Source organism: Rathayibacter sp. AY1E8 (assembly GCF_002931415.1).
In the GTDB taxonomy this organism is placed as follows: domain Bacteria; phylum Actinomycetota; class Actinomycetes; order Actinomycetales; family Microbacteriaceae; genus Rathayibacter.
The window spans coordinates 41,518-62,821 of record NZ_PSVI01000010.1 but is presented as its reverse complement, the minus strand read 5'-3'; the positions used below and the strand labels follow the sequence as shown (position 1 = coordinate 62,821).

Sequence of the window (21,304 nt, the reverse complement as noted above, 5' to 3'; positions counted from 1 at the left end):
CCCGTGCAGCCGGGCGGACGCCGAGCGTTCCCGGCTCGCCCTCGGCCGGTTCTCCGAATCCGTTCAGAGACCTTCAAGTGGCCTGTGCGATTCTGTCCGGGTGACTCAGCAGACGCCGTTCAGCGGCCGAGGGCCGGCCTTCCCCACGATCCCGCGCGGGGAGATCCTCGCCACGTTCGACACGTATCAGGAGGCGCAGGCCGCCGTCGACGTGCTCGCCCGCGCCGACTTCCCGGTGCGCCAGCTCGCCATCATCGGCAACGAGCTCAAGAGCGTCGAGCGGGTGACCGGCAAGCTCACCTGGGGCCGCGTCGCCCTCGCCGGAGCGGCCTCCGGCGCCTGGCTCGGTGTCTTCCTGGGCCTCCTGCTCATCATCTTCTCGCCGACGACGGAGTTCTCCTTCCTCATCGCGGCGGTCCTCCTCGGCGCCGGCTTCGGGATGCTCTTCGGGCTCGCCTCCTACGCCGTGAACCGCCGCCGTCGCGACTTCACCTCGACCATGCAGGTGATCGCGACAAGCTACTCCGTGCTCGTGGACCCCGAGGTGGTCAACCGCGCGCGCAACCTGCTCGACGGCGGCACCTCCCCGGCGGAGGCGCCGCAGACGGCCTGGGCTCCGCCGCCCGCCGCGGTCGGCGACCCACAGCCGCAGCCCGTCCGCCCCGAGGACGACCCGCGCTGACGATCCTCCGCGAAGGCCCCCGGTCCGCCGGGGGCCTTATTCGTTCCCGGGGCGGGGCGGGGCGGCTCAGGCGGAGCCGACGGGCGGGAGGACGATGTCGACCGCGAGACCCCGGGGGGAGCGGTTGACCAGGGCGACCGTCCCGCCGGCCGAGAGCACGGTGGTGTGCACCAGGGCCAGCCCCAGACCGCTGCCGCCGGAGGCGAGGGTCCGGGAGTCGTCCGGGCGGGAGAAGCGGTCGAAGGCGACCGGGATGAAGGCGTCGGGCATCCCCGGTCCGTCGTCCGAGACGCTGAGCATCAGGCGCCCGTCCGACTGCGAGAGGGAGGCGACGATCATGCCGCCGCCGTTCATCGCCTGGATCGCGTTCCTCACGAGGTTGTCGATCACCCGGCCGAAGTCCTGGGACGCGACCGCGTAGAGCCGCGCCGGTTCGCGCTCGTCGATCTCGTAGTCGATCTCCACCCCCGACTCCGAGGCGAGCAGGCGGGTGCGGTCGACGGCGCCCACCAGCTCGTCGACGAGCTCCGCGAAGGGAGCGGTCGGGCGGACGGTGCGGCTCTCGATGCGCGAGATGTCGAGCAGGGCGGACGCGAGGCGCACGAGCCGGTCGACGCTCTTCTGCGCGTCGAGGATGACCCGGTCGACCGCGACCGGGTCGTCGACGCGATGGTGGGCGATCTCGAGCTGCGCGGAGAGCGCGGCGAGGGGAGTGCGGAGCTCGTGGCTCGCATCCGACACCATCTGCTTCTCCCGGGCCAGCGACGCGGTCTGCTTGGTCAGGAACGCGTTCAGCGTCACCGCGAGCTCGTCGATCTCGTCGCGCGTGCCGACGACCGGGAGCTGGTCGCCCTGCCCGGGCTCGGCGGCGATCTGATCCGCGCGCGCCCGCATCCGGCGCACCGGGGCGAGGGCCGCGCCCGTCAGGATCCACGAGGCGAGCCCGAACGTGACGACGAGGAAGATCGCGGCGTAGACGAGCACGTGGGCGAAGTCGTCGAGGACGAGCTGTGACGCGGCCTGGTCGCGCGCGGAGGCGACCTGCCAGACGCCGCGATCGCTCTCGATGGCCGTGAAGCGGACCAGGTAGCTGCCGTTCGCCGTCGTCACGTCGGCGTACCGGGGCGAGGTGTCGGCGGGCTCCTCCGCCAGAGCGCTGAGCACCTCGCCGCTCAGGCGCGAGGGCATGGTCGAGGTGCTGACGCTCCCGTCGGGCGCGAGAGCGAGGAACAGCTGGCCCGTCGACGAGCCCTGCGTGCGCGGGACGTTGCCCGCCGAGATGTCGCGGCGCACCTCGTCCTCGATCGACATCAGGATCGTCCGCTCGCTGCGGTCGACGATGCCGGTGACCACCTGGTAGAAGAGCAGCGCCGCGAGCGCGAAGAGGGCGGTCGCCACAGCGACCGTTCCCACGGTGATCCTCGCGCGGATCGAGAGCGCGCCGACCCGGCGGCGTGCCGTGCTCATCCGCGACACGGGCTAGTCGACCGGGCGGAGGAAGTAGCCCTTGCCGCGGACGGTCACGATGCTGACGCCCGTGTCCTCGGTCGGGAGCTTCTTGCGCAGGTAGCTGACGTACTGGTCGACGATGTTGTTGTCGACGATCTCGCCGCCGCCCCAGATCTCGGAGAGGATCCGCTGGCGGGTCACGACGGAGCCGACGGGAGTGATGAGGAGCTTGAGGAGCTCGAGCTCCTTCGGGCTGACGTGGATGCGCGAGCCGTCGGCGGTGCGCCGGATGCTCGATCCGTCCACGGTGATGCGTCCGACGTCGATCGAGGTGGACATCAGCGACGGGCTGCGGCGCAGGAGGGCCCGGAGGCGCGCGTTGAGCTCGGTGAACGCGAACGGCTTGGTCAGGTAGTCGTCCGCTCCGGCGTCGAGGCCGAAGACGCGGTCCTCGATCGCGTCCCGCGCGGTCAGCAGCATGATCGGCGTGGGCCGGCCGAGCTCGCGGATCCGGCGGCAGATCTCGAAGCCCGACATCGCCGGCAGCATGACGTCCACGATGGCGGCCGAGAACTCGGCGTTGCTGAACGTGACGAGCGCGTCGATGCCGTTCGTGGTCAGCACGGCCTCGTAGCCGGCGTCTTCGAGGCCGCCGACGAGGGCCTCACCCATGGCTGGATCGTCTTCGACGACAAGGATCTTCACGCGCTCACCCTACGGCCCGGCTCCCAGGAGGACGCACTGGGCGGGCCGTGTGTCGATCGGATGCAGGATCGACCCATTCGATCGGCGCTGGGCGACGAATGAGGAGCAACAGACCGCTCGGGGGCGTGGCGGGAGAGGCGCGATCAGTGGCGCATTTCTACTCTTCTCTCCCCGTCGGCCCGATGATCCTGTTTGCGAAGTTCACCTCTACCGTCACCCGAAGGCGGCACAAGAATGCTCGATATTCTTTCCATCTGGGCGCGTCTCGCGCTGTCGGTCCTCCTGTGGATCGTCGTTCTTCCCGTCATGCTCGTCCTGCTGCCGTTCCGCACGGGCAGGAGCGCCTCGCTCCCCGCCCTGCGACCGGTGCCGGTTCCCGCACCGACGGTGGCGATCGACACCCGGAGCACCAGCGGCGCGTACTAGGCCCACTTCCCGGTCGTTCCGGGCTCGACGCCCCGCTCCCATGAGCTCCGGCGTCGTCCGCCCACCGATCCCCGACGCCCGAACAGCCTGCCCCTCTCCGCCAGGAGGGGGCGCGGCTGTTCGTCGTTCCCCGGGTCGATCCCGACTGACCGACAGATGTCGATTTCGGCTCCTCTCGATCGCGAGCCGCGTCAAGCCCTTCGCAGAATCTCAGGGACTGGCAATACAGTGCTCGCACATGGTTCACCGATCGGAAGGAACGCGGATGCTCCGCGCCACGCTCGACACCGCTGGGATCCAGCTCGATTCGACCACGGGATCCCCCGTGCGCCCCGACACCCCGGTCTCGGTGGTCGCGTCGGCGCCTCAGAGCCTGATCTCGCGGATGCTCGGACGCCGCCGCTGCGAAGCCTGCGGAGCGGCCTCGGCCCGTCGCCGCGACGGCTTCTGCTCGGCCGACTGCGCCGGCACCTTCCACCTCTACGAGTGAGCCCGACCGGCCGAGTGCCGGTGGTGAACGTCCCGAAGGCCCGTGATCGACGATCGCGGGCCTTCGTGCTGTCTCGGGAGTGTCGGAGCGCCGGGTGAGGAGCGCCACGGTCGGACTCGGTTGCCCACCGGGTGACGCCGCTCGGTCCGTGATGGAGGGGTGCGCCTCGAGGGGCGTCGAGCGCCGGAGCTGAGCGCCCGTGTGCGAGGAAGGAGAGCGGAGGACCGCGGGTGTGCCCCCAGTAGGATTCGAACCTACGCCCCTGCCTCCGGAGGGCAGTGCTCTATCCCCTGAGCTATGGGGGCCAGGAGTGCCTGACCACATTAGCACCCGGGCGGGGCGGGCCCCGACGCCGGGAGCGGTCCTCGCGCATGCCACGATGGAGCCATGCTGCGCACCGTCTCCGCCTCGCTGGATCTGCGTCTGAACGGCCCGACCGACCTGATCTTCCTGGTGGCGGCGACGCCCACGGGCGACTCGTTCGAGGACTCCTTCACCGTCCGGCTCGACGGGCAGGACGTGCCGGTGCGGGAGTTCCCGGCGCGGCACGGCGCCCGCGTGCACCGCGTCGCGGGGAACGAGGGCGACCTGCGGGTCGAGTACCGGGCGCGGGTCGCCGGGCACGGCGCTCCGGACGAGCCGAGCGAGCTCGAGCTCGTCGAGTACCTGCGGCCGAGCCGGTACGCCGAGGCGGACGTGCTCGGCGGGATCGCCCGGCGCGAGTTCGGGCGGGCCCGGGGCTTCGAGGCGCTGACGGCCGTCGAGGAATGGGTGCACGGCCACCTGTCGTACGTCTACGGCTCGACGGTCGGCACCGGGGGAGCGGCGCAGGTCATCGAGAGCGGCCAGGGCGTGTGCCGGGACTTCGCGCACACGGTCGCCGGGCTGCTCCGCGCTCTCGACATCCCCGCCCGGGTGACGGCGGTCTACGCGCCGGGCCTCGAGCCACGCGACTTCCACGCGGTCACGGAGGCCTGGGCCGGCGGCGCCTGGCACGTCGTGGACGCGACCCGGCTGGCTCCGCGCGGGTCGATGCTGCGCATCTCGTCCGGCCGGGACACGGCCGACACCGCGTTCCTCAGCAGCTACCTGACGGACCTGCGCCTGACCGGGATGAGCGTGGAGGCCGACTGCGACGCGGCGCTCGTGGACGACCACGTCTCGCCGGTGCGCCTGGGCTGACGCCGGGGCTCAGCCGGCGAGGACGCCGATCGCCGACCGCACGAGCGGCTCGGGGTCCCCCGGCTCGACGAAGGAGGCGCTGGACGCCTCGATCCAGTACTCGCCGACGAAGGCGTCCGCGACGCCCCGCCCCTCGGTCACCTGGTAGTAGCCCTCGATCTCCGGCGGCTTGCCGTAGGTGGGGACGGCCTTGCTGGTGGTGAAGAACTCGTTCTTGAGCGCCTCGATCACCGCGGGGTCGAGGTGGGCCACGGCCAGCTGCAGCTCGGCGCCCGAATCGTCGGACCATCCGCAGACCAGGCCGTCGTACTGGGCGATCTCCTCGGAGACGGCAGTGGTCCCGATGCCGTCGTCCGGGGAGAATCCGCCCCACAGGCCCGCGAGCGCCGAGGCCGGGACCAGCTGCTCGCAGGCGAGGGGGATCGGCGTGCCGCTGACGGCGCCGCTCGCGCTCGGCTCCGGGTCGGCCGCGGGGGAGCAGCCGGAGAGGGCCGCCGCGGCGAGGGCGACGAGGAGGAGGGCGGCGGGACGGCGCATGCGTCGCACCCTAGCAACGCCGCCCTGCCGAGCGGCTCCGCGGTGCAGGAGGGACGGGGGGCGCGGGCGCGGCGGCCGGTAGAATCGCTCCCCGTGACTCCCGAACAGCTCGCCGCCTCCCTGCACGCCCTCGTCCTCGACGCCGTGCAGCGACGGGGGAGCGATGCGGGCGTCGAGCTCTCGGACGTCGTGCTGGAGCGCCCGAAGAACCGCGACCACGGCGAGTGGGCCTCGAACATCGCGATGAAGCTCGCGAAGCGGGTCGGCGCGAACCCGCGCGAGCTCGCCGCCGAGCTGGCCGAGGGGCTGGGCGCGGTCGAGGGCGTCGCCACGGTCGAGGTCGCCGGTCCCGGCTTCCTCAACGTCCGGCTCGAGGCCGCGGCCGCGGGCGCCCTTGCCGGCGCGATCGTCGAGGCGGGCGAGGCCTACGGCACCGGGTCCGCCTACGCCGGCGTCCGGATGAACCTCGAGTTCGTCTCCGCCAACCCCACCGGCCCCATCCACATCGGCGGGACGCGCTGGGCGGCGGTCGGCGACAGCCTGGCCCGGATGCTCCTCTCGCAGGGCGCCGAGGTGACCCGGGAGTACTACTTCAACGACCACGGCGCGCAGATCGACCGCTTCACGCGGAGCCTCCTCGCCGCCCACCGCGGCGAGCCGACCCCGGAGGACGGCTACGGCGGCGCCTACATCGGCGACATCGCCGAGCGCGTCGCGGCCGCCTACCCGGGCGACCTCGCCGTCCTGCCCGAGGAAGAGCTCGCCGAGACCTTCCGCTCGATCGGCGTCGAGCTGATGTTCGGCGAGATCAAGCAGAGCCTGCACGAGTTCGGCGTCGACTTCGACGTGTACTTCCACGAGAACTCCCTGCACGAGTCGCGTGCCGTCGACCGCGCGATCGAGCGCCTCCGCGAGCTCGGGCACATCTTCGAGGCGGACGGCGCCACCTGGCTGCGGACCACCTCGTTCGGCGACGACCGCGACCGCGTCATCATCAAGAGCGACGGGGAGGCGGCCTACATCGCGGGCGACCTCGCCTACTACCTCGACAAGCGCGAGCGCGGCTTCGATCGGGCGATCATCATGCTCGGCGCCGACCACCACGGCTACATCGGCCGGATGATGGCGATGTGCGCGGCGTTCGGCGACACCCCGGGCGTGAACCTCGAGATCCTGATCGGCCAGCTGGTCAACCTGCTCCGCGACGGCGAGGCGGTCCGGATGTCCAAGCGGGCGGGGACCGTCGTCACGATGGAGGACCTCACGGAGGCCGTCGGCGTGGACGCCGCGCGCTACTCGCTGGTGCGCTCCTCGGCCGACTCGACCCTCGACATCGACCTCGACCTGCTGACCAAGCGGAGCAACGACAACCCCGTCTACTACGTGCAGTACGCCCACGCGCGCACCCGCCAGGTCGCGGCGAAGGCCGCGGCGTCGGGCGTCCCCGTCGAGCCGTTCGCGCCCGAGACGCTGGTGCATCCGACCGAGTCGGCGCTGCTCGGCGGCCTGCAGGAGTTCCCGCGCATCGTGGCGCACGCCGCGGAGCTGCGCGAGCCGCACCGCGTCGCGAGGTACCTCGAGGAGGTCGCCGGCCTCTACCACCGCTGGTACGACAACTGCCGGGTCGTGCCGCAGGGCGAGGACCCGGTCGAGTCCGTGCACTCGACCCGGCTGCGCCTGAACGAGGCGACCGGGCAGGTGCTCCGCAACGGGCTCTCCCTGCTGGGCGTCACGGCCCCGGACCGGATGTGAGCGCGTCGGGGGCGGCGCCGCGGCGGCGGCGCGGGGGACGCGCGGCCGTGGTGGTCGTCGTCGTGCTGGTGCTGCTCGTGGTCGCGGCGGTGGTGGGCGACTCGCTCGCCCGCCGCGCCGTCGCGGACCGCGCCGCCGCGAGCCTCCGCGAGGCGCTCGCACTGCCCGCGGACCGGGCGGTGGACGTCGACGTCGCCGGCTGGGCCGTGCTCCCGCAGCTCGTCTCGGGGCGGCTGGACCGGCTCGACCTGCGCAGCCCGGACGTGACGTTCGGCGAGCTCGACGGCGACGTCGCCGCGACCCTGATCGGGGTGCCGGTGAGCGGCGTCGGAGCTGTCGAGTCGGGCAGCACGACGGTCGCGATCGACGCGGCCTCGGTCTCGCGGCTCGTCACCGAGCGCAGCACCGTTCCTGTCGACGAGGTGACCCTGGACGCTCCGCTCGTGCGCGTGACCGCCTCCGTCGAGGTGCTGGGTCTCCGGCTCGGCGCGGGCGTGGGGATGGAGCTCGCCGCCGTGGACGGCGCCATCCGGCTGACCCCGGCCGAGGTCTCCGCCGCCGGTGCGACCTTCTCGGCGACCGACTTCCGCGACCGCTTCGGCGCCGTCTCCGGCGACCTGCTCGCTCCGTCCTCCGTGTGCATCGCGGACTCGGTGCCGCGCGGACTGACGCTGACCGGAGTCGAGGTCGCCGACGAGTCGCTGAACGCGAGCTTCGCGCTCTCTCCGACGTTCCTCAGCGACCCCGCGGAGCAGGAACCGGGCACGTGCGCCTGAGCCCGCGCGGCGCCGCCGCCCCGGACCGGTAGGATCGGAGCCCTGTGCCGGCGTCTTCCGCGGGCCGAACACTGACATCGCTGGCTTCAGGGGTCAATCCGGACCCGCTCGCCCCGCAGTGACGCTCCCACTCTCTCCTGTGAGGTCTCACCCGTGGACACCGTCGACGCCCGCGCCCGCGCCCCCCGGCATCCGCTCGCGCCTGAGTGGCTGCACACGCCCGCCGACCCGAACGCCCTGGCCGACGGCGTGTGGCCGGACAGCGCCGAGCGCGGCGAGGACGGCGGGATCCGGATCGCCGGAGTGCCCGTCGCCGAGCTGGTGCGCGAGCACGGCACTCCTCTCTACGTGGTGGACGAGGCCGACGCCCGCCGCCGGGCCGTCGAGATGCGCGAGGTCTTCGCCCGCGAGCTCGGCCGCATCGGCACCGGCGTCACGGTCTACTACGCGGGCAAGGCGTTCCTCTCGACCGAGGTCGCCCGCTGGATGCGCGACGAGGGCCTGAACCTCGACCTCTCCAGCGGCGGCGAGATGGCAGTGGCCCTCGCCGCCGGGATCGAGCCCGAGCGCTTCGGCCTCCACGGCAACAACAAGTCGCTCCGCGAGATCGACAGGGCCGTCGAGGTGGGCGCGGGCACGATCGTGCTCGACAGCCTCGTCGAGATCGAGCGCGTCGCAGCCGCGGCCGAGCGGCACGGCCGCGTGCAGGGGGTGCGCCTCCGGGTCAACAGCGGAGTGCACGCGCACACCCACGAGTTCCTCGCCACGGCGCACGAGGACCAGAAGTTCGGCCTCGCACTCGCCGACTGCCCGGCCGCGGTCGCCTGCATCCGCTCCTTCTCCTCCCTGCGGTTCCTCGGGCTGCACTGCCACATCGGATCCCAGATCTTCGGCTCCGCCGGGTTCGCGGAGTCGGCGTCGCGCCTGCTCGACGTCCACGCGGCACTGCTCGCGGACGGGCCCGTGCCGGAGCTCAACCTCGGCGGCGGCTTCGGCATCGCGTACACCAGTGCCGACGACCCGACCCCGATCGCCGAGATCGCGGCCGCCGTCGCCGACGCGGTCGCCGAGCAGTGCTCCGCCCGCGGCGTCCCGGTGCCGCACATCGCGATCGAGCCCGGCCGCTCGCTGATCGGGCCCGCCGGCGTCACCCTCTACGAGGTGGGCACCGTGAAGGACGTGACGGTCGGCTCCGAGGGCTCGACCGCGGTCCGCCGCTACGTCAGCGTCGACGGCGGCATGAGCGACAACGCCCGTCCGGCGCTCTACGGCGCCGACTACACGGCGCGGATCGCCGACCGCTCCTCCTCGGCCGAGCCCGCCCTCGTGCGGGTGGCCGGGAAGCACTGCGAGTCGGGCGACATCGTCGTCCACGACGACTTCCTGCCCGCGGACGTGCGGCCGGGCGACCTGCTCGCCGTCGCCGCGACCGGCGCCTACTGCTGGTCGCTCGCCAGCAACTACAACTACCTCGGGCGCCCCCCGGTGGTCGCCGTCCGCGACGGGCGCTCGCGCGTCCTCGTGCGCGGCGAGACCGAGGAGGACCTCCTCCGCCGCGACGCCGGCATCGAACGAAAGGCCACCTCCCGATGATCGAGTACCGCAGCCTCCGCGTCGCCCTGCTGGGCGCCGGGTCCGTCGGTGCCCAGGTGGCGCGCCTCCTGCTCGACCACGGCGACGAGCTCGCCCAGCGCGTGGGGGCGCCGCTGGAGCTCGTGGGCGTGGCCGTCAGGGACGTGGACGCGCCCCGCACCGCCGACATCCCGAAGCACCTGCTCACCACCGACGCCGAGTCGCTGATCCTGGGCGCCGACATCGTGGTCGAGCTGATCGGCGGGCTCGAGCCCGCCCGCAGCCACATCCTCACGGCGATCTCGTCGGGCGCGGACGTGATCACGGCCAACAAGGCGCTGCTCGCCGCCCACGGCAACGAGCTCTTCGAGGCCGCCGACCAGGTGGGCGCCCAGCTCAACTACGAGGCGGCCGTCGCCGGCGCGATCCCGATCATCCGGCCGCTGCGCGACAGCCTCGCCGGCGACCGGGTCCACCGCATCCTCGGCATCGTCAACGGCACGACCAACTACATCCTCGACCGGATGGACACCGAGCACGCGAGCCTCGAGGACGCGCTCGCCCGCGCGACCGAGCTCGGCTACGCCGAGTCCGACCCGACCGCCGACATCGAGGGCTACGACGCGGCGCAGAAGGCGGCGATCCTCGCCCGCCTCGCGTTCCACACCGACGTCCCGGTCACCCTGGTGCACCGCGAGGGGATCACCGGCATCACGAAGGCGCAGGTCGACCAGGCCCGCGACTCCGGCTACGTGATCAAGCTGCTCGCGATCTGCGAGCGGCTGACCGACGCCAAGACCGGCGTGGAGGGCGTGTCCGCGCGGGTCTACCCCGCGCTCGTGCACCGCTCCCACCCGCTCGCGGCCGTGCACGGGGCCAACAACGCGGTCTTCGTCGAGGCGGAGGCGGCCGGCGACCTGATGTTCTACGGCGCCGGCGCCGGCGGGATCGAGACGGCCTCCGCCGTCCTCGGCGACGTCGTGTCGGCCGCCCGCCGCCACGTCGTCGGCGGCCCCGGCCTGGTGACCAGCGCGAGCTCCGGGCTCGCGGTTCTCCCGATCGGCCACGTCACCACCCGGTACCAGGTCACCCTCGAGGTGCTCGACCGCCCCGGCGTGCTCGCGCAGATCGCGGGCGTCTTCGCCGACCACGGCGTCTCGGTCGAGACCCTGGTGCAGACCCCGCCCGGCGCCGACCCGCTGGAGGAGCAGGGCGGTGCGGAGCGGCGCGAGCCGACCGCTACCCTGGTCATCGGCACGCACGCCGCGGCGGAATCCGATCTGGCGGCCACCGTCACCGCCCTCCATTCCCATGGTTTCGTCGGCGCCGTGACGTCCGTTCTACGAGTTGAAGGAGCCTGAGATGGCCAAGCAGTGGCGCGGAGTCCTGCACGAGTACGCGGACCGCCTCGATGTCACCGAGGCGACCCCGGTCATCACTCTCGGCGAGGGCGGCACGCCGCTCATCCCCGCGGCGGCCCTCTCGGCGCGCACGGGCGCGAAGGTGTGGGTCAAGTACGAGGGCATGAACCCGACCGGCTCCTTCAAGGACCGCGGCATGACGATGGCGATCTCGAAGGCCGTCGAGCACGGCGCGAAGGCCGTCATCTGCGCTTCGACCGGCAACACCTCCGCGTCGGCCGCCGCCTACGCGACGCACGCCGGCATCACCGCGGCCGTCCTGGTGCCGGAGGGCAAGATCGCCCTGGGCAAGCTCAGCCAGGCGATCGCGCACAACGCGCAGCTGCTGCAGGTGCAGGGCAACTTCGACGACTGCCTCGACATCGCCCGCGACCTCGCGAAGAACTACCCGGTCCACCTGGTCAACTCGGTGAACCCGGACCGCATCGCCGGCCAGAAGACCGCGGCCTTCGAGGTCGTCGAGGTGCTGGGCGACGCGCCGGACTTCCACATCGTCCCGGTCGGCAACGCGGGCAACTACACCGCCTACTTCCGCGGCTACTCGGAGGAGCTGGAGCGCGGCGAGTCGACCCGCCTCCCGCGCATGTTCGGCTTCCAGGCCGAGGGCTCCGCTCCGATCGTGCACGGCGCCCCGGTCCGCCACCCCGAGACGATCGCCAGCGCGATCCGGATCGGCAACCCGGCCTCGTGGGAGCTCGCCCTGAACGCGCGCACCGTCAGCGACGGCTACTTCGGCGCGATCAGCGACGAGAAGATCCTCGAGGCGTACCGCATCCTCGCGGGCGAGGTCGGCGTCTTCGTCGAGCCGGCGTCGGCGATCAGCGTCGCGGGGCTCCTCGAGCGCGCCGAGGCCGGAGCGATCCCGAAGGACGCGACCGTCGTCCTGACGGTCACCGGCCACGGGCTCAAGGACCCGCAGTGGGCGCTCCGCACGGCCGACGGCGCGGACATCACGCCGACCGTCGTCCCGGTCGACACCGCCGCGATCGCGGACGTGCTGGGGCTGGCCGGCGCATGACCTCGGCGGTTCCCGTCGGCCGCACCGTCCACGTCAAGGTCCCCGCCACCTCGGCGAACCTGGGCCCCGGCTTCGACACGCTCGGCCTGGCGCTCTCGTTCTACGACGAGCTCGACGTGACCGCCGTCGCGGCCACGGGTGCGCGGGTCACCGTGCACGGAGTCGGCGAGGGCGAGGTGGCGACCGACGAGACGAACCTCGTCGTGCAGGCCATCGCGTACACGTTCGCCGACCAGCGGCAGGAGATGCCCGGCATCGAGGTGATCGCGCGCAACATCATCCCGCACGGCCGCGGGATGGGCTCGTCCGGCGCCGCGATCGTCTCCGGCATCATGGCCGCGAAGGGCCTGCTCGAGGGCGTCGTCGAGCTCGACTCGGACGACCTCCTCCGCATCGCCACCGAGATGGAGGGGCACCCCGACAACGTGGCGCCCGCACTGTTCGGCGGCCTCACCATCGCCTGGGTCGAGCCGCACGCCTCCGGCGCCGACGACTCGCCGCTGCGACCGCGCTCCAAGAAGCTCATGGTCCACCGCGGCGTGTCCCCGGTCGTCTTCGTGCCCGAGCACACCATGTCGACGCGGCTGGCACGCTCGCTGCAGCCGCAGAGCGTGCCGCACGAGGACGCGGTGTTCAACGTCTCGCGCTCCTCGCTCCTGATCGCCGCCCTCATCCAGAGCCCGGAGCTGCTGTTCGCGGCGACCGAGGACAAGCTGCACCAGAACTACCGCGCGGCCGCCATGCCCGAGACCTCAGCGCTGATCGCGCTGCTGCGCTCGCACGGCTACGCGGCGGTCGTCTCGGGTGCCGGACCGAGCGTCCTGGTGCTCTGCAGCGACCCCGCGCAGCGCCTCGCCGCCGCGGATCTGGTGGAGCGGGAGGCCCCCACGCCGTGGCGCGCGCACATGCTGGCCGTCGACTTCAAGGGTGCTACAGTGGGGACCGCATCCCGAGGAACCGCGTAACGAGCGGAATCTGTCCGACGGATCGTCCCGACAACCACGGCCATCACATCGTGTGAAGGGCGCCCCTGCTCCTCTTGCAGACCGGCGCCTGGTCTTCGGGCCCTCTCCTCGCTCTCTGCGGCAGTCGGTCCCGGCGGCCGAGAGCATCGCGTGGATCAGAACACGCGATGGCACCGCACGGTCGATGAGCTCTCCCGGTGAGCACTCGTTCCCGGGGGGAAGGAACCCTCTCCAGTGACAGACGTCAACACCCACGGCTCGGCCGTGGACCTCACCGCCGACCTCTCCGGTCTGCGCGTCGCCGAGCTCCAGGCTCTCGCGACGCGGCTCGGCCTCGGCGGCGCCTCCAAGCTCCGCAAGGGCGAGCTGGTCCAGGCCATCTCGGACCTGCGCGCCGCCTCCGCCGAGGACGCGCCCGCCGCGATCGCCGACGCGGTCGCTCCGGACGACGCAGCGGTCGCCCCGGACGTCGACGCCACCGGCGTCGAGGCCGAGCCGGCCGATGTGGCCGAGCAGTCCGCTCCTCAGCCCGATGCGCCGGCGGAGCTGCCGACGCCCGTCGAGAGCACCGAGGCCGACACGGCCGACGTCCTCGAGCAGGCCGCGCCCACCGTCGACGAGCCCTCCGCGACGGCCGCCGAGTCGGCCCCCGTCGAGCTCGAGCTCCCCGCGGCGGCCGAGCCGGTCGCCGAGCCCGCCGAGCGCGCGCCCCGCCGACGCAGCTCGCGCCGCGCCTCCAGCGGCACCGTCGCCGCCGGCGAGCACCTCAACATCCCCGGCGGGACCGGCGTCGAGTCGCTGATTCCCGACCTCCCCGTCATCGAGCAGGACCGCGACGCCGACCAGGCCGCGAAGCCCGTCATCGACATCGAGCTGCCCAACGGGCCGGAGTCGGACGACTCCTCCCGCGAGGGCGGCCAGCGCGAGCGCCGCGGACGCCGCCGCAGCCGCGGGGGCGCCTCCGAGCAGGCCGAGCAGGCGCCCGCCGAGAACGACGCCGACTCCTCCGACTCCGGCGACCAGCAGGAGCAGCAGGGCGGCGACCAGCAGCAGAACGGCGACCAGCAGGGCACCGGCCGCGGTCGCAACCGCCGCAACCGGAACCGCAACCGCGGGGACGACCGCCAGAACGACGCTCAGCAGAGCCCCGCCGCGCAGTCCCAGCCGCAGAACGGTCAGGGCGCGCGCGCCGCGCAGTCCGAGGGCCAGCAGGCTCCTCAGCAGAACGGCTCCGGACAGCCCCAGAACGGCCAGCAGGCCGAGGGCGAGGACGGCCGCCGCAGCCGCTACCGCGACCGCAAGCGCCGCGGCGGAGCGATCGGCGACGACTTCGAGCCCGAGATCGGCGAGGACGACGTCCTCATCCCGGTCGCCGGCATCCTCGACGTCCTCGACAACTACGCCTTCGTGCGCACCACCGGGTACCTGCCCGGCGTCAGCGACGTCTACGTCTCCCTCGGCCAGGTCAAGAAGTACAACCTGCGCAAGGGCGACGCGGTCGTCGGCGCCATCCGCCAGCCCCGCGAGGGCGAGGGCGGCGGCCGCCAGAAGTACAACGCGATCGTCCGCGTCGACTCGATCAACGGCCAGACCGTCGAGGAGGCCGCTGCGCGCGTCGAGTTCCAGAAGCTCACGCCGCTCTACCCGACCGAGCGCCTGCGCCTCGAGACGGAGCCCGGCAAGCTGACCCAGCGGATCATCGACCTGGTCGCCCCGATCGGCAAGGGACAGCGCGGCCTGATCGTCGCGCCGCCCAAGGCCGGCAAGACCATCGTCCTGCAGCAGATCGCCAACGCGATCGTGCAGAACAACCCCGAGGTCCACCTGATGGTCGTCCTGGTCGACGAGCGTCCGGAGGAGGTCACCGACATGCAGCGCACCGTGCGCGGCGAGGTCGTCGCCTCCACCTTCGACCGCCCGGCCGAGGACCACACGACCGTCGCCGAACTCGCGATCGAGCGCGCGAAGCGCCTGGTCGAGCTGGGCCACGACGTGGTCGTGCTGCTCGACTCCATCACCCGTCTCGGCCGCGCCTACAACGTGACCGCTCCTCCCTCGGGCCGCGTGCTCTCGGGCGGCGTGGACGCCTCGGCGCTGTACCCGCCGAAGAAGTTCTTCGGAGCGGCGCGCAACATCGAGAACGGCGGCTCGCTCACCATCCTCGCGACGGCGCTCATCGAGACCGGCTCGAAGATGGACGAGGTGATCTTCGAGGAGTTCAAGGGCACCGGCAACATGGAGCTCCGCCTCTCCCGTCACCTCGCCGACAAGCGGATCTTCCCCGCCGTCGACGTGAACGCCTCCGGCACGCGCCGCGAGGAGATGCTGCTCAGCGCCGACGAGGTCAAGATCACCTGGAAGCTGCGCCGCGCCCTCGCCGGGCTCGACCAGCAGCAGGCGCTCGAGATCATCCTGTCGCGCCTGAAGGAGACCTCGTCCAACGTCGAGTTCCTCATGCAGGTCTCGAAGTCGGCCGTCGGCCCGGCCACCGCCGGCCACGGCAACGGCCACCACTAGCGCCCTGACGTCCGCGGTCGCCCCTGTCACCGGGGGCGGCCGCGGACGTTTTCGCGTCCCCGGGCGATGAGCCCGACCCCGACCACCTCCGGAAGCCAGGACCCCATGTTCGAATCCGTCAGCGTCCTCCTCGCCGAGCACGAGGACCTGCAGACGCAGCTCTCCGACCCGGCACTCCACGCCGATGCCGCCCGCGCCAAGAAGGTCAACCGGCGCTACGCGGAGCTGAGCCAGATCAAGGCGGCCCACTCCGCCTGGATCCAGGCCGGCGAGGACCTCGAGGCCGCGCGCGAGCTCGCCCGCGAGGACGAGGCCTTCGCGGAGGAGGTCCCCGAGCTGGAGGAGTCGCTGCGGGTGGCGCAGGAGAAGCTGCGGCGCCTGCTCATCCCGCGCGACCCCGACGACGGACGCGACGTCATCATGGAGATCAAGGGCGGCGAGGGCGGAGCCGAGAGCGCGCTGTTCGCGGCCGACCTCCTCCGGATGTACCTGCACTACGCCGAGGCGAAGGGCTGGAAGACGGAGATCCTCGACCGCGACGAGTCCGACCTCGGCGGCTACAAGAACGTGCAGGTCGCGATCAAGAGCAACGCCACCGATCCCTCGCAGGGCGTGTGGGCGCACCTCAAGTACGAGGGCGGCGTGCACCGGGTGCAGCGCGTCCCCGTGACCGAGTCGCAGGGGCGGATCCACACCTCGACCACGGGCGTGCTCGTGTTCCCCGAGGTGGACGCGCCCGAGGAGGTCGCGATCAATCAGAACGACCTGAAGATCGACGTCTACCGCTCCTCCGGTCCCGGCGGGCAGTCCGTCAACACGACCGACTCCGCCGTGCGGATCACCCACCTCCCGACCGGCATCGTCGTGTCGATGCAGAACGAGAAGAGCCAGCTGCAGAACCGCGAGGCGGGCATGCGCGTGCTCCGCGCTCGCATCCTGGCCCGCCAGCAGGAGGAGATCGCCGCGGCGGCCTCGGACGCGCGCAAGACGCAGATCCGCACGATGGACCGCTCCGAGCGCATCCGGACCTACAACTTCCCCGAGAACCGCATCGCCGACCACCGCACCGGCTACAAGGCGTACAACCTCGACGGCGTGATGAACGGCGCGCTCGACCCGGTGGTGGAGAGCGCCATCCAGGCCGACGAGGAGGCCCGCCTGGCCGACATCGGCTCCGAGGAGGCGTGACCCTCGTGACCACCGGTGTCGACGCGCGCACCCTCCTCGCGGACGCGGTCGCCCGCCTCGCCGCCGCCCGCGTCCCCACGCCGGACGTCGATGCGGAGCTGCTTCTCGGGCACCTGCTCGGGCTCGGCCGCGGCCGGCTGCAGGCGCGCCTCATCACGGGGTTGAGCGTCGACGAGGAGCACGCCGCGGCGTTCGCGAGCGCGATCGAGCGCCGGTCGGCTCGCGAGCCCCTGCAGCACATCACCGGGATCGCACCGTTCCGCTCGCTCGAGCTCGCGGTCGGACCCGGCGTGTTCGTCCCGCGCCCGGAGACCGAGGGCGTCGCGCAGATCGCGATCGACGCGCTCCGCGCGGTCGTCGACCCGGAGCCGATCGCCGTCGACCTCGGCACGGGCAGCGGAGCCCTGGCGCTCGCGCTCGCGCACGAGGTGCCGCACGCGCGCGTGATCGGCGTGGAGAACGCTCCCGAGGCGTTCATCTGGGCCCGTGGCAACCGCGAGCGGCTCGGGCTCGAGAACGCCCGCATCGTCTTCGACGACCTCGCCCGGGCGCTTCCCGAGCTGGACGGCACCGTCTCCGTCGTCGTCTCCAACCCGCCCTACATCCCGGCCGCCGCCGTCCCGCGCGACCCGGAGGTGCGCCTGTTCGACCCGCCCTCGGCGCTCTACGGCGGCGAGGACGGCCTGGACGTCGTCCGCTCGCTCTCGGCGACCGCCCTCCGCCTGCTCCGCTCCGGGGGAGTGTTGGTGATGGAGCACGGCGAGCTGCAGGGCGCCGAGATCCGCGCCCTGCTCACCGCCGACGGCTGGCGCGGAGCGACCACGCAGCGCGACCTCACCGGCCGCGACCGCGCGACGGTGGCGGTGCGCTGACGCGTCGCGGAGCTCGGCTAGCCTCAGCGGCGATCCGGTGGCCGCACCGGGCAGGCAGGCTCGGGAGGCTCGCATCGCCGCTGCACGCGATCGGCCGCGCCGTGGGTTCCGCCGCCCGCTGCTGATCGTCCTGGCCGTCGTGGTGGTCGCGGCCCTCGTCGTGGTCGCCGTGCGGCTCCTCGAGCGGAGCGACGGAACTGCTCCCGTGGCCTGCGCGCCGTCGTCCGCCTCCGCGTCGCCCGCGCCTGCCATCGGCTCGGTCGACGACTACCTGGGCGGCCGGTCCTACCTCCGCGGCGTGAACGTGTTCGACCTGCAGTCGCGCGTCGACGTCGGAGTCGACTGCACCGCCGGGAATCCGGCCGAGAGCTACGAGTTCCTGGCGGACCGCGGGCTCACCCTGGTCCGGCTCGCGGTGCCCTGGTCGCTCCTGCAGCCGCAGGCCGACGGGGAGAGCACCGACGACGCTCTGGCGAAGGGGCTCGATCCGGCGGCGGTCGCGCTGCTCCGGACCGAGATCGCCGCCATCGGCGCCGCCGGCATGCGGGTCGTGCTCGACCTGCACAACAACGGCACTTATCCGGCGAGCCAGGCCGATCTGCCCGAGGGGACCGTCTGGTTCGGATCCGGGCTCTCGGTATCCCAGGCGCAGAGGGTCTGGACCCTGCTCGCGGCGGAGTTCCAGAACGACGGACGCATCGCCGCCTACGACCTCTTCAACGAGGTGAAGCGGTCGCTGGTCCCCGTCGAGACCTACAAGGCCTACACGCAGGCCGTGGTGTCGGCCGTCCGGGGAACCGGCGATCGGCACACGATCTGGGTCGAGGGGATGCGGGAGGCGACGACGGGCACGGTCGCCGCGATCGCACCCGACGGGCCGTGGATCCAGGACCCGCTGGACCGGACCGTGTACTCGCAGCACTTCTACCCCGGCGGCACGGGCACGACCCTGCGCTCGGACAAGCAGGGCGGCACCGACGAGCATGTCTTCGTGGCGGCGGTGACGACCTTCGGGCAGTGGTGCCGGCGGTACGGGGTGCACTGCTCGGTCGGGGAGGTCGGCTGGCCCAGCGATCAGAGCCTCTCTCTCACCGCGGGCGGCGCGGGCTCCTGGACGGACGTCGGCGAAGCCTTCTACACAGCACCGACTGGCTGTTCCCGCTGATCGAGAACGACGAGCCTCTGGTGGTGGTCGCCGTGGGCGGCACGCCGGAGTCCTCGGCCAAAGCGGCGGAGGCGGTCGCCGCCCGCACGTCCCGGATGACCTGGCTCGCGTACGACGGATTCGACCAGCAGTGGCACGGCATCGGCGAGGAGCGGCCGCTCGCCGAGTCGCTCGCCCGTGCCGATCTCGTCCTGGTCGGGATGGGCATGCCCCGCCAGGAGCGCTGGATCCTGGAGAACCGGGACCTCGCCCCGCGGGCGGCGTTCGCGAACGTGGGGGGGCTGCCTCGACTACATCGCCGGCACGCAGGCGCTCGCCCCGCGGTGGATGGGCGCCCTGGGCGTGGAGTGGCTGTTCCGCCTGGCGCGCGACCCGCGCCGGCTCGCGGCCCGCTACCTCCTCGAGCCACTGCAGCTGCTCCGCATCGTCCTGTCCGGTCGGTCCCGCGCGAAGCGGACGCCCGGCCCGTGCGACTCTCCGCGGCCCTCCGGCCGGGTGTCGACCGGAGTCGGTCCGCACTGATCCCCGCCGGCGGGCCGCCTCAGGCCTGAGCGGAGTACTTCTCCTCGGTGGCGGCCTTCGCGGGGCGCCACCAGTCCTCGTTGGCGCGGTACCAGTCGATGGTGGCGGCGAGTCCGGCGTCGAAGTCGGTATAGCGGGGGTGCCAGTCGAGTTCGGTGCGCAGGCGGGTGGAGTCGATGGCGTAGCGGAGGTCGTGTCCGGCGCGGTCGGTGACGTGGTCGAAGGCGTCCTCGGGTTGTCCGAAGGCGGTGAGGATGCGGGTGACGACGTCGAGGTTGCTCTTCTCGCCGTCGGCGCCGATGAGGTAGGTCTCGCCGATCTCGCCGCGGTCGATGATGGCCCAGACGCCGGTGTTGTGGTCGTCGACGTGGATCCAGTCTCGGACGTTGGCGCCGGTGCCGTAGAGCTTGGGGCGGATGCCGTCGATGGCGTTGGTGATCTGGCGGGGGATGAACTTCTCGACGTGCTGGTAGGGGCCGTAGTTGTTGGAGCAGTTGGAGATCGTGGCGCGCACGCCGAAGGAGCGCACCCAGGCGCGCACGAGGAGGTCGCTGGCGGCCTTGGTCGAGGAGTACGGGCTGGAGGGGTTGTACGGGGTGTGCTCGGTGAAGCGCGCGGGGTCCTCGAGCTCGAGGTCGCCGTACACCTCGTCCGTCGAGATGTGGTGGTACCGCACGTCGTGCGCGCGCACCGCCTGCAGGAGCGCGAAGGTGCCGATGACGTTCGTCGCGAGGAAGGGCGTCGGGTCGTGCAGGGAGTTATCGTTGTGCGACTCCGCGGCGAAATGGACCACCAGATCCGCGTCGGCGACCAGCCGGTCCACCAGCTCGGCGTCGGCGACGTCGCCCTCGACCAGCCGCACTCGGTCGGCGACGGGGGCGAGGGAGTCGCGGCTGCCCGCGTAGGTGAGCTTGTCGAGCACGGTGATCCGCGCGTCGGGACGCTCGCGCAGGGTCAGGTGGACGAAGTTGCTGCCGATGAAGCCGGCACCGCCGGTGACGAGGATCCGCACGGGTTCTCCTGGAGGTCGGGAAGGTCGGGGGAGGCCGAGCTCAGCGGCCCGCGTTCACGCCTTCGAGGCTGAGCAGGCGGTGGAGGTAGGCGCCGTATCCGCTCTTGACCAGCGGTGCGGCGAGCTCGGCGAGGCGGGCGTCGTCGATCCAGGAGTTGCGCCAGGCGATCTCCTCGATGCAGCCGATCTTGAACCCCTGCCTCTGCTCGATCACGCGCACGAACTCCGTCGCCTCGATCATGGAATCGAAGGTCCCGGTGTCGAGCCAGGCCGTTCCCCGGTCGAGCACCTGGACGTTCAGCCGCCCCGCCTCGAGGTAGCGCTCGTTGATCGTCGAGATCTCGAGCTCGCCGCGGGCCGAGGGCGTGATCGTCTTCGCGATCGCCACGACGTCGTTGTCGTAGAAGTAGAGGCCGGGCACGGCGTAGTTGCTGCGCGGCTGCTCGGGCTTCTCCTCGATGGAGACGGCTCGGAAGTGCTCGTCGAACTCGACGACCCCGTAGGCGCGCGGGTCGGCGACCTGGTAGGCGAAGATGACGGCGCCCTCGATCGTGGTGTTCGCCGCGAGGGCGGTGCCCAGGGCGGTGCCGTGGAAGATGTTGTCGCCCAGGACCAGGGCGACCGACTCGTCGCCGATGAACTCCTCGCCGATCAGGAACGCCTGCGCGAGCCCGTCGGGGGAGGGCTGCACGGCGTACTCGATCCGCATGCCCAGGCTCGACCCGTCGCCCAGCAGTGCGCGGAACTGGTCGTTGTACTCGGGGGTCGTGATGACGAGGACCTCGTCGATCCCGGCCATCATCAGCGTCGACAGCGGGTAGTAGATCATCGGCTTGTCGTAGATCGGCATCAGCTGCTTCGAGATGCCCTTGGTGATCGGCCACAACCGCGACCCCGAACCACCCGCGAGGACGATGCCCCTCATCGGAGCAGCCCCGGGTGAGGAGCGGCGGCGGGGGTCCGCTGCACCGCCGAGGGGAGCGTGAAGATCTGCGGGGAGAGGGTCACGGAGCCGACTCTATCGGCGGCGCCGCGGTGCCTCCGCATGCCGGT

Annotated in this window: 20 protein-coding genes, 1 tRNA gene and 1 pseudogene; 16 read left to right on the top strand and 6 right to left on the bottom strand. The window is 72.2% G+C overall.

Features of this window, described 5'->3' with window-relative positions; translation table 11 throughout:
• Positions 1–100 precede the first annotated feature (100 nt).
• Positions 101–682 (top strand): general stress protein, encoded by a 582-nt coding sequence (locus tag C5C74_RS04640; protein ID WP_258063423.1) that lies wholly within the window; start codon positions 101–103, stop codon positions 680–682.
• A 66-nt stretch (positions 683–748) separates the two neighbouring features.
• On the opposite strand, the gene C5C74_RS04635 is transcribed toward C5C74_RS04640, so the two are convergent.
• Complete coding sequence (locus tag C5C74_RS04635; protein WP_146076469.1) at positions 749–2,149, bottom strand: cell wall metabolism sensor histidine kinase WalK; 1,401 nt, start codon at positions 2,147–2,149, stop codon at positions 749–751.
• 12 nt (positions 2,150–2,161) lie between these two features.
• Entirely contained in the window at positions 2,162–2,836 is a 675-nt protein-coding gene (locus C5C74_RS04630; protein ID WP_258064095.1) for a response regulator transcription factor, read from the bottom strand.
• 234 nt (positions 2,837–3,070) lie between these two features.
• Here C5C74_RS04630 and C5C74_RS04625 point away from each other — a divergent pair, with 234 nt between their 5' ends.
• Both C5C74_RS04625 and C5C74_RS04620 read left to right on the top strand, forming a co-directional pair.
• Positions 3,071–3,262, top strand: a complete 192-nt coding sequence (locus tag C5C74_RS04625) for a hypothetical protein (protein WP_104351062.1) — start codon at positions 3,071–3,073, stop codon at positions 3,260–3,262.
• A 265-nt stretch (positions 3,263–3,527) separates the two neighbouring features.
• Entirely contained in the window at positions 3,528–3,752 is a 225-nt protein-coding gene (locus C5C74_RS04620) for a hypothetical protein (RefSeq protein ID WP_104222996.1), read from the top strand.
• Between the two features lie 233 nt (positions 3,753–3,985).
• On the opposite strand, the gene C5C74_RS04615 is transcribed toward C5C74_RS04620, so the two are convergent.
• Positions 3,986–4,057: transfer RNA gene (locus tag C5C74_RS04615), tRNA-Arg, on the bottom strand.
• Positions 4,058–4,139: 82 nt separating this feature from the next.
• Between C5C74_RS04615 and C5C74_RS04610 the strand changes: the two genes are divergently transcribed.
• A complete protein-coding gene (locus C5C74_RS04610) occupies positions 4,140–4,934 on the top strand; it encodes a transglutaminase family protein (protein ID WP_104323895.1) in 795 nt (264 codons plus the stop codon).
• A 9-nt stretch (positions 4,935–4,943) separates the two neighbouring features.
• Here the strand turns inward: C5C74_RS04610 and C5C74_RS04605 are convergent, their stop codons facing one another.
• On the bottom strand, positions 4,944–5,471 hold the full coding sequence (locus tag C5C74_RS04605; RefSeq protein ID WP_104225558.1) for a hypothetical protein: 528 nt from the start codon (positions 5,469–5,471) through the stop codon (positions 4,944–4,946).
• A gap of 93 nt (positions 5,472–5,564) precedes the next feature.
• On the opposite strand from C5C74_RS04605, the gene argS reads away from it, so the two are divergent.
• From argS to C5C74_RS18025, 12 genes and pseudogenes are all read left to right on the top strand, one after another.
• Positions 5,565–7,223 carry an arginine--tRNA ligase gene (argS, locus tag C5C74_RS04600; RefSeq protein WP_104323894.1) on the top strand — a complete coding sequence of 553 codons (1,659 nt, stop codon included), beginning with the start codon at positions 5,565–5,567 and terminating at the stop codon, positions 7,221–7,223.
• A 47-nt stretch (positions 7,224–7,270) separates the two neighbouring features.
• Positions 7,271–7,999, top strand: a complete 729-nt coding sequence (locus C5C74_RS04595) for an LmeA family phospholipid-binding protein (protein WP_181125555.1) — start codon at positions 7,271–7,273, stop codon at positions 7,997–7,999.
• Positions 8,000–8,152: 153 nt separating this feature from the next.
• Entirely contained in the window at positions 8,153–9,592 is a 1,440-nt protein-coding gene (gene lysA / locus C5C74_RS04590) for a diaminopimelate decarboxylase (RefSeq protein ID WP_104351061.1), read from the top strand.
• Complete coding sequence (locus C5C74_RS04585) at positions 9,589–10,932, top strand: homoserine dehydrogenase (RefSeq protein ID WP_104223002.1); 1,344 nt, start codon at positions 9,589–9,591, stop codon at positions 10,930–10,932. Before lysA ends, C5C74_RS04585 begins: the two co-directional genes overlap by 4 nt.
• A gap of 1 nt (position 10,933) precedes the next feature.
• A complete protein-coding gene (thrC, locus tag C5C74_RS04580; protein WP_104223003.1) occupies positions 10,934–12,010 on the top strand; it encodes a threonine synthase in 1,077 nt (358 codons plus the stop codon).
• Positions 12,007–12,975: a homoserine kinase gene (thrB, locus tag C5C74_RS04575; protein ID WP_104223004.1), complete on the top strand. Its 969-nt coding sequence runs from the start codon at positions 12,007–12,009 to the stop codon at positions 12,973–12,975. The genes thrC and thrB overlap by 4 nt, the downstream gene beginning before the upstream one ends.
• Before the next feature lie 234 nt (positions 12,976–13,209).
• Positions 13,210–15,492, top strand: coding sequence for a transcription termination factor Rho (gene rho / locus C5C74_RS04570; protein WP_104266953.1), 2,283 nt, complete (start codon positions 13,210–13,212; stop codon positions 15,490–15,492).
• A 105-nt stretch (positions 15,493–15,597) separates the two neighbouring features.
• Positions 15,598–16,680 (top strand): peptide chain release factor 1, encoded by a 1,083-nt coding sequence (gene prfA / locus C5C74_RS04565; RefSeq protein ID WP_104232724.1) that lies wholly within the window; start codon positions 15,598–15,600, stop codon positions 16,678–16,680.
• Positions 16,677–17,552 carry a peptide chain release factor N(5)-glutamine methyltransferase gene (prmC, locus tag C5C74_RS04560; protein WP_104237567.1) on the top strand — a complete coding sequence of 292 codons (876 nt, stop codon included), beginning with the start codon at positions 16,677–16,679 and terminating at the stop codon, positions 17,550–17,552. The genes prfA and prmC overlap by 4 nt, the downstream gene beginning before the upstream one ends.
• A 37-nt stretch (positions 17,553–17,589) precedes the next feature.
• Positions 17,590–18,717, top strand: a complete 1,128-nt coding sequence (locus C5C74_RS04555) for a glycoside hydrolase family 5 protein (protein ID WP_104351060.1) — start codon at positions 17,590–17,592, stop codon at positions 18,715–18,717.
• A gap of 20 nt (positions 18,718–18,737) precedes the next feature.
• Positions 18,738–18,941 (top strand): annotated as a pseudogene (locus C5C74_RS18030) (WecB/TagA/CpsF family glycosyltransferase); the annotation flags it as partial.
• Positions 18,895–19,239, top strand: coding sequence for a WecB/TagA/CpsF family glycosyltransferase (locus C5C74_RS18025; RefSeq protein ID WP_219813756.1), 345 nt, complete (start codon positions 18,895–18,897; stop codon positions 19,237–19,239). The pseudogene C5C74_RS18030 and the gene C5C74_RS18025, both read left to right, overlap by 47 nt.
• A gap of 19 nt (positions 19,240–19,258) precedes the next feature.
• Here C5C74_RS18025 and rfbB read toward each other — a convergent pair whose 3' ends face one another.
• Entirely contained in the window at positions 19,259–20,251 is a 993-nt protein-coding gene (gene rfbB, locus C5C74_RS04545) for a dTDP-glucose 4,6-dehydratase (protein WP_104351059.1), read from the bottom strand.
• A gap of 40 nt (positions 20,252–20,291) precedes the next feature.
• A complete protein-coding gene (rfbA, locus tag C5C74_RS04540) occupies positions 20,292–21,176 on the bottom strand; it encodes a glucose-1-phosphate thymidylyltransferase RfbA (protein ID WP_104223010.1) in 885 nt (294 codons plus the stop codon).
• Positions 21,177–21,304 lie beyond the last annotated feature (128 nt).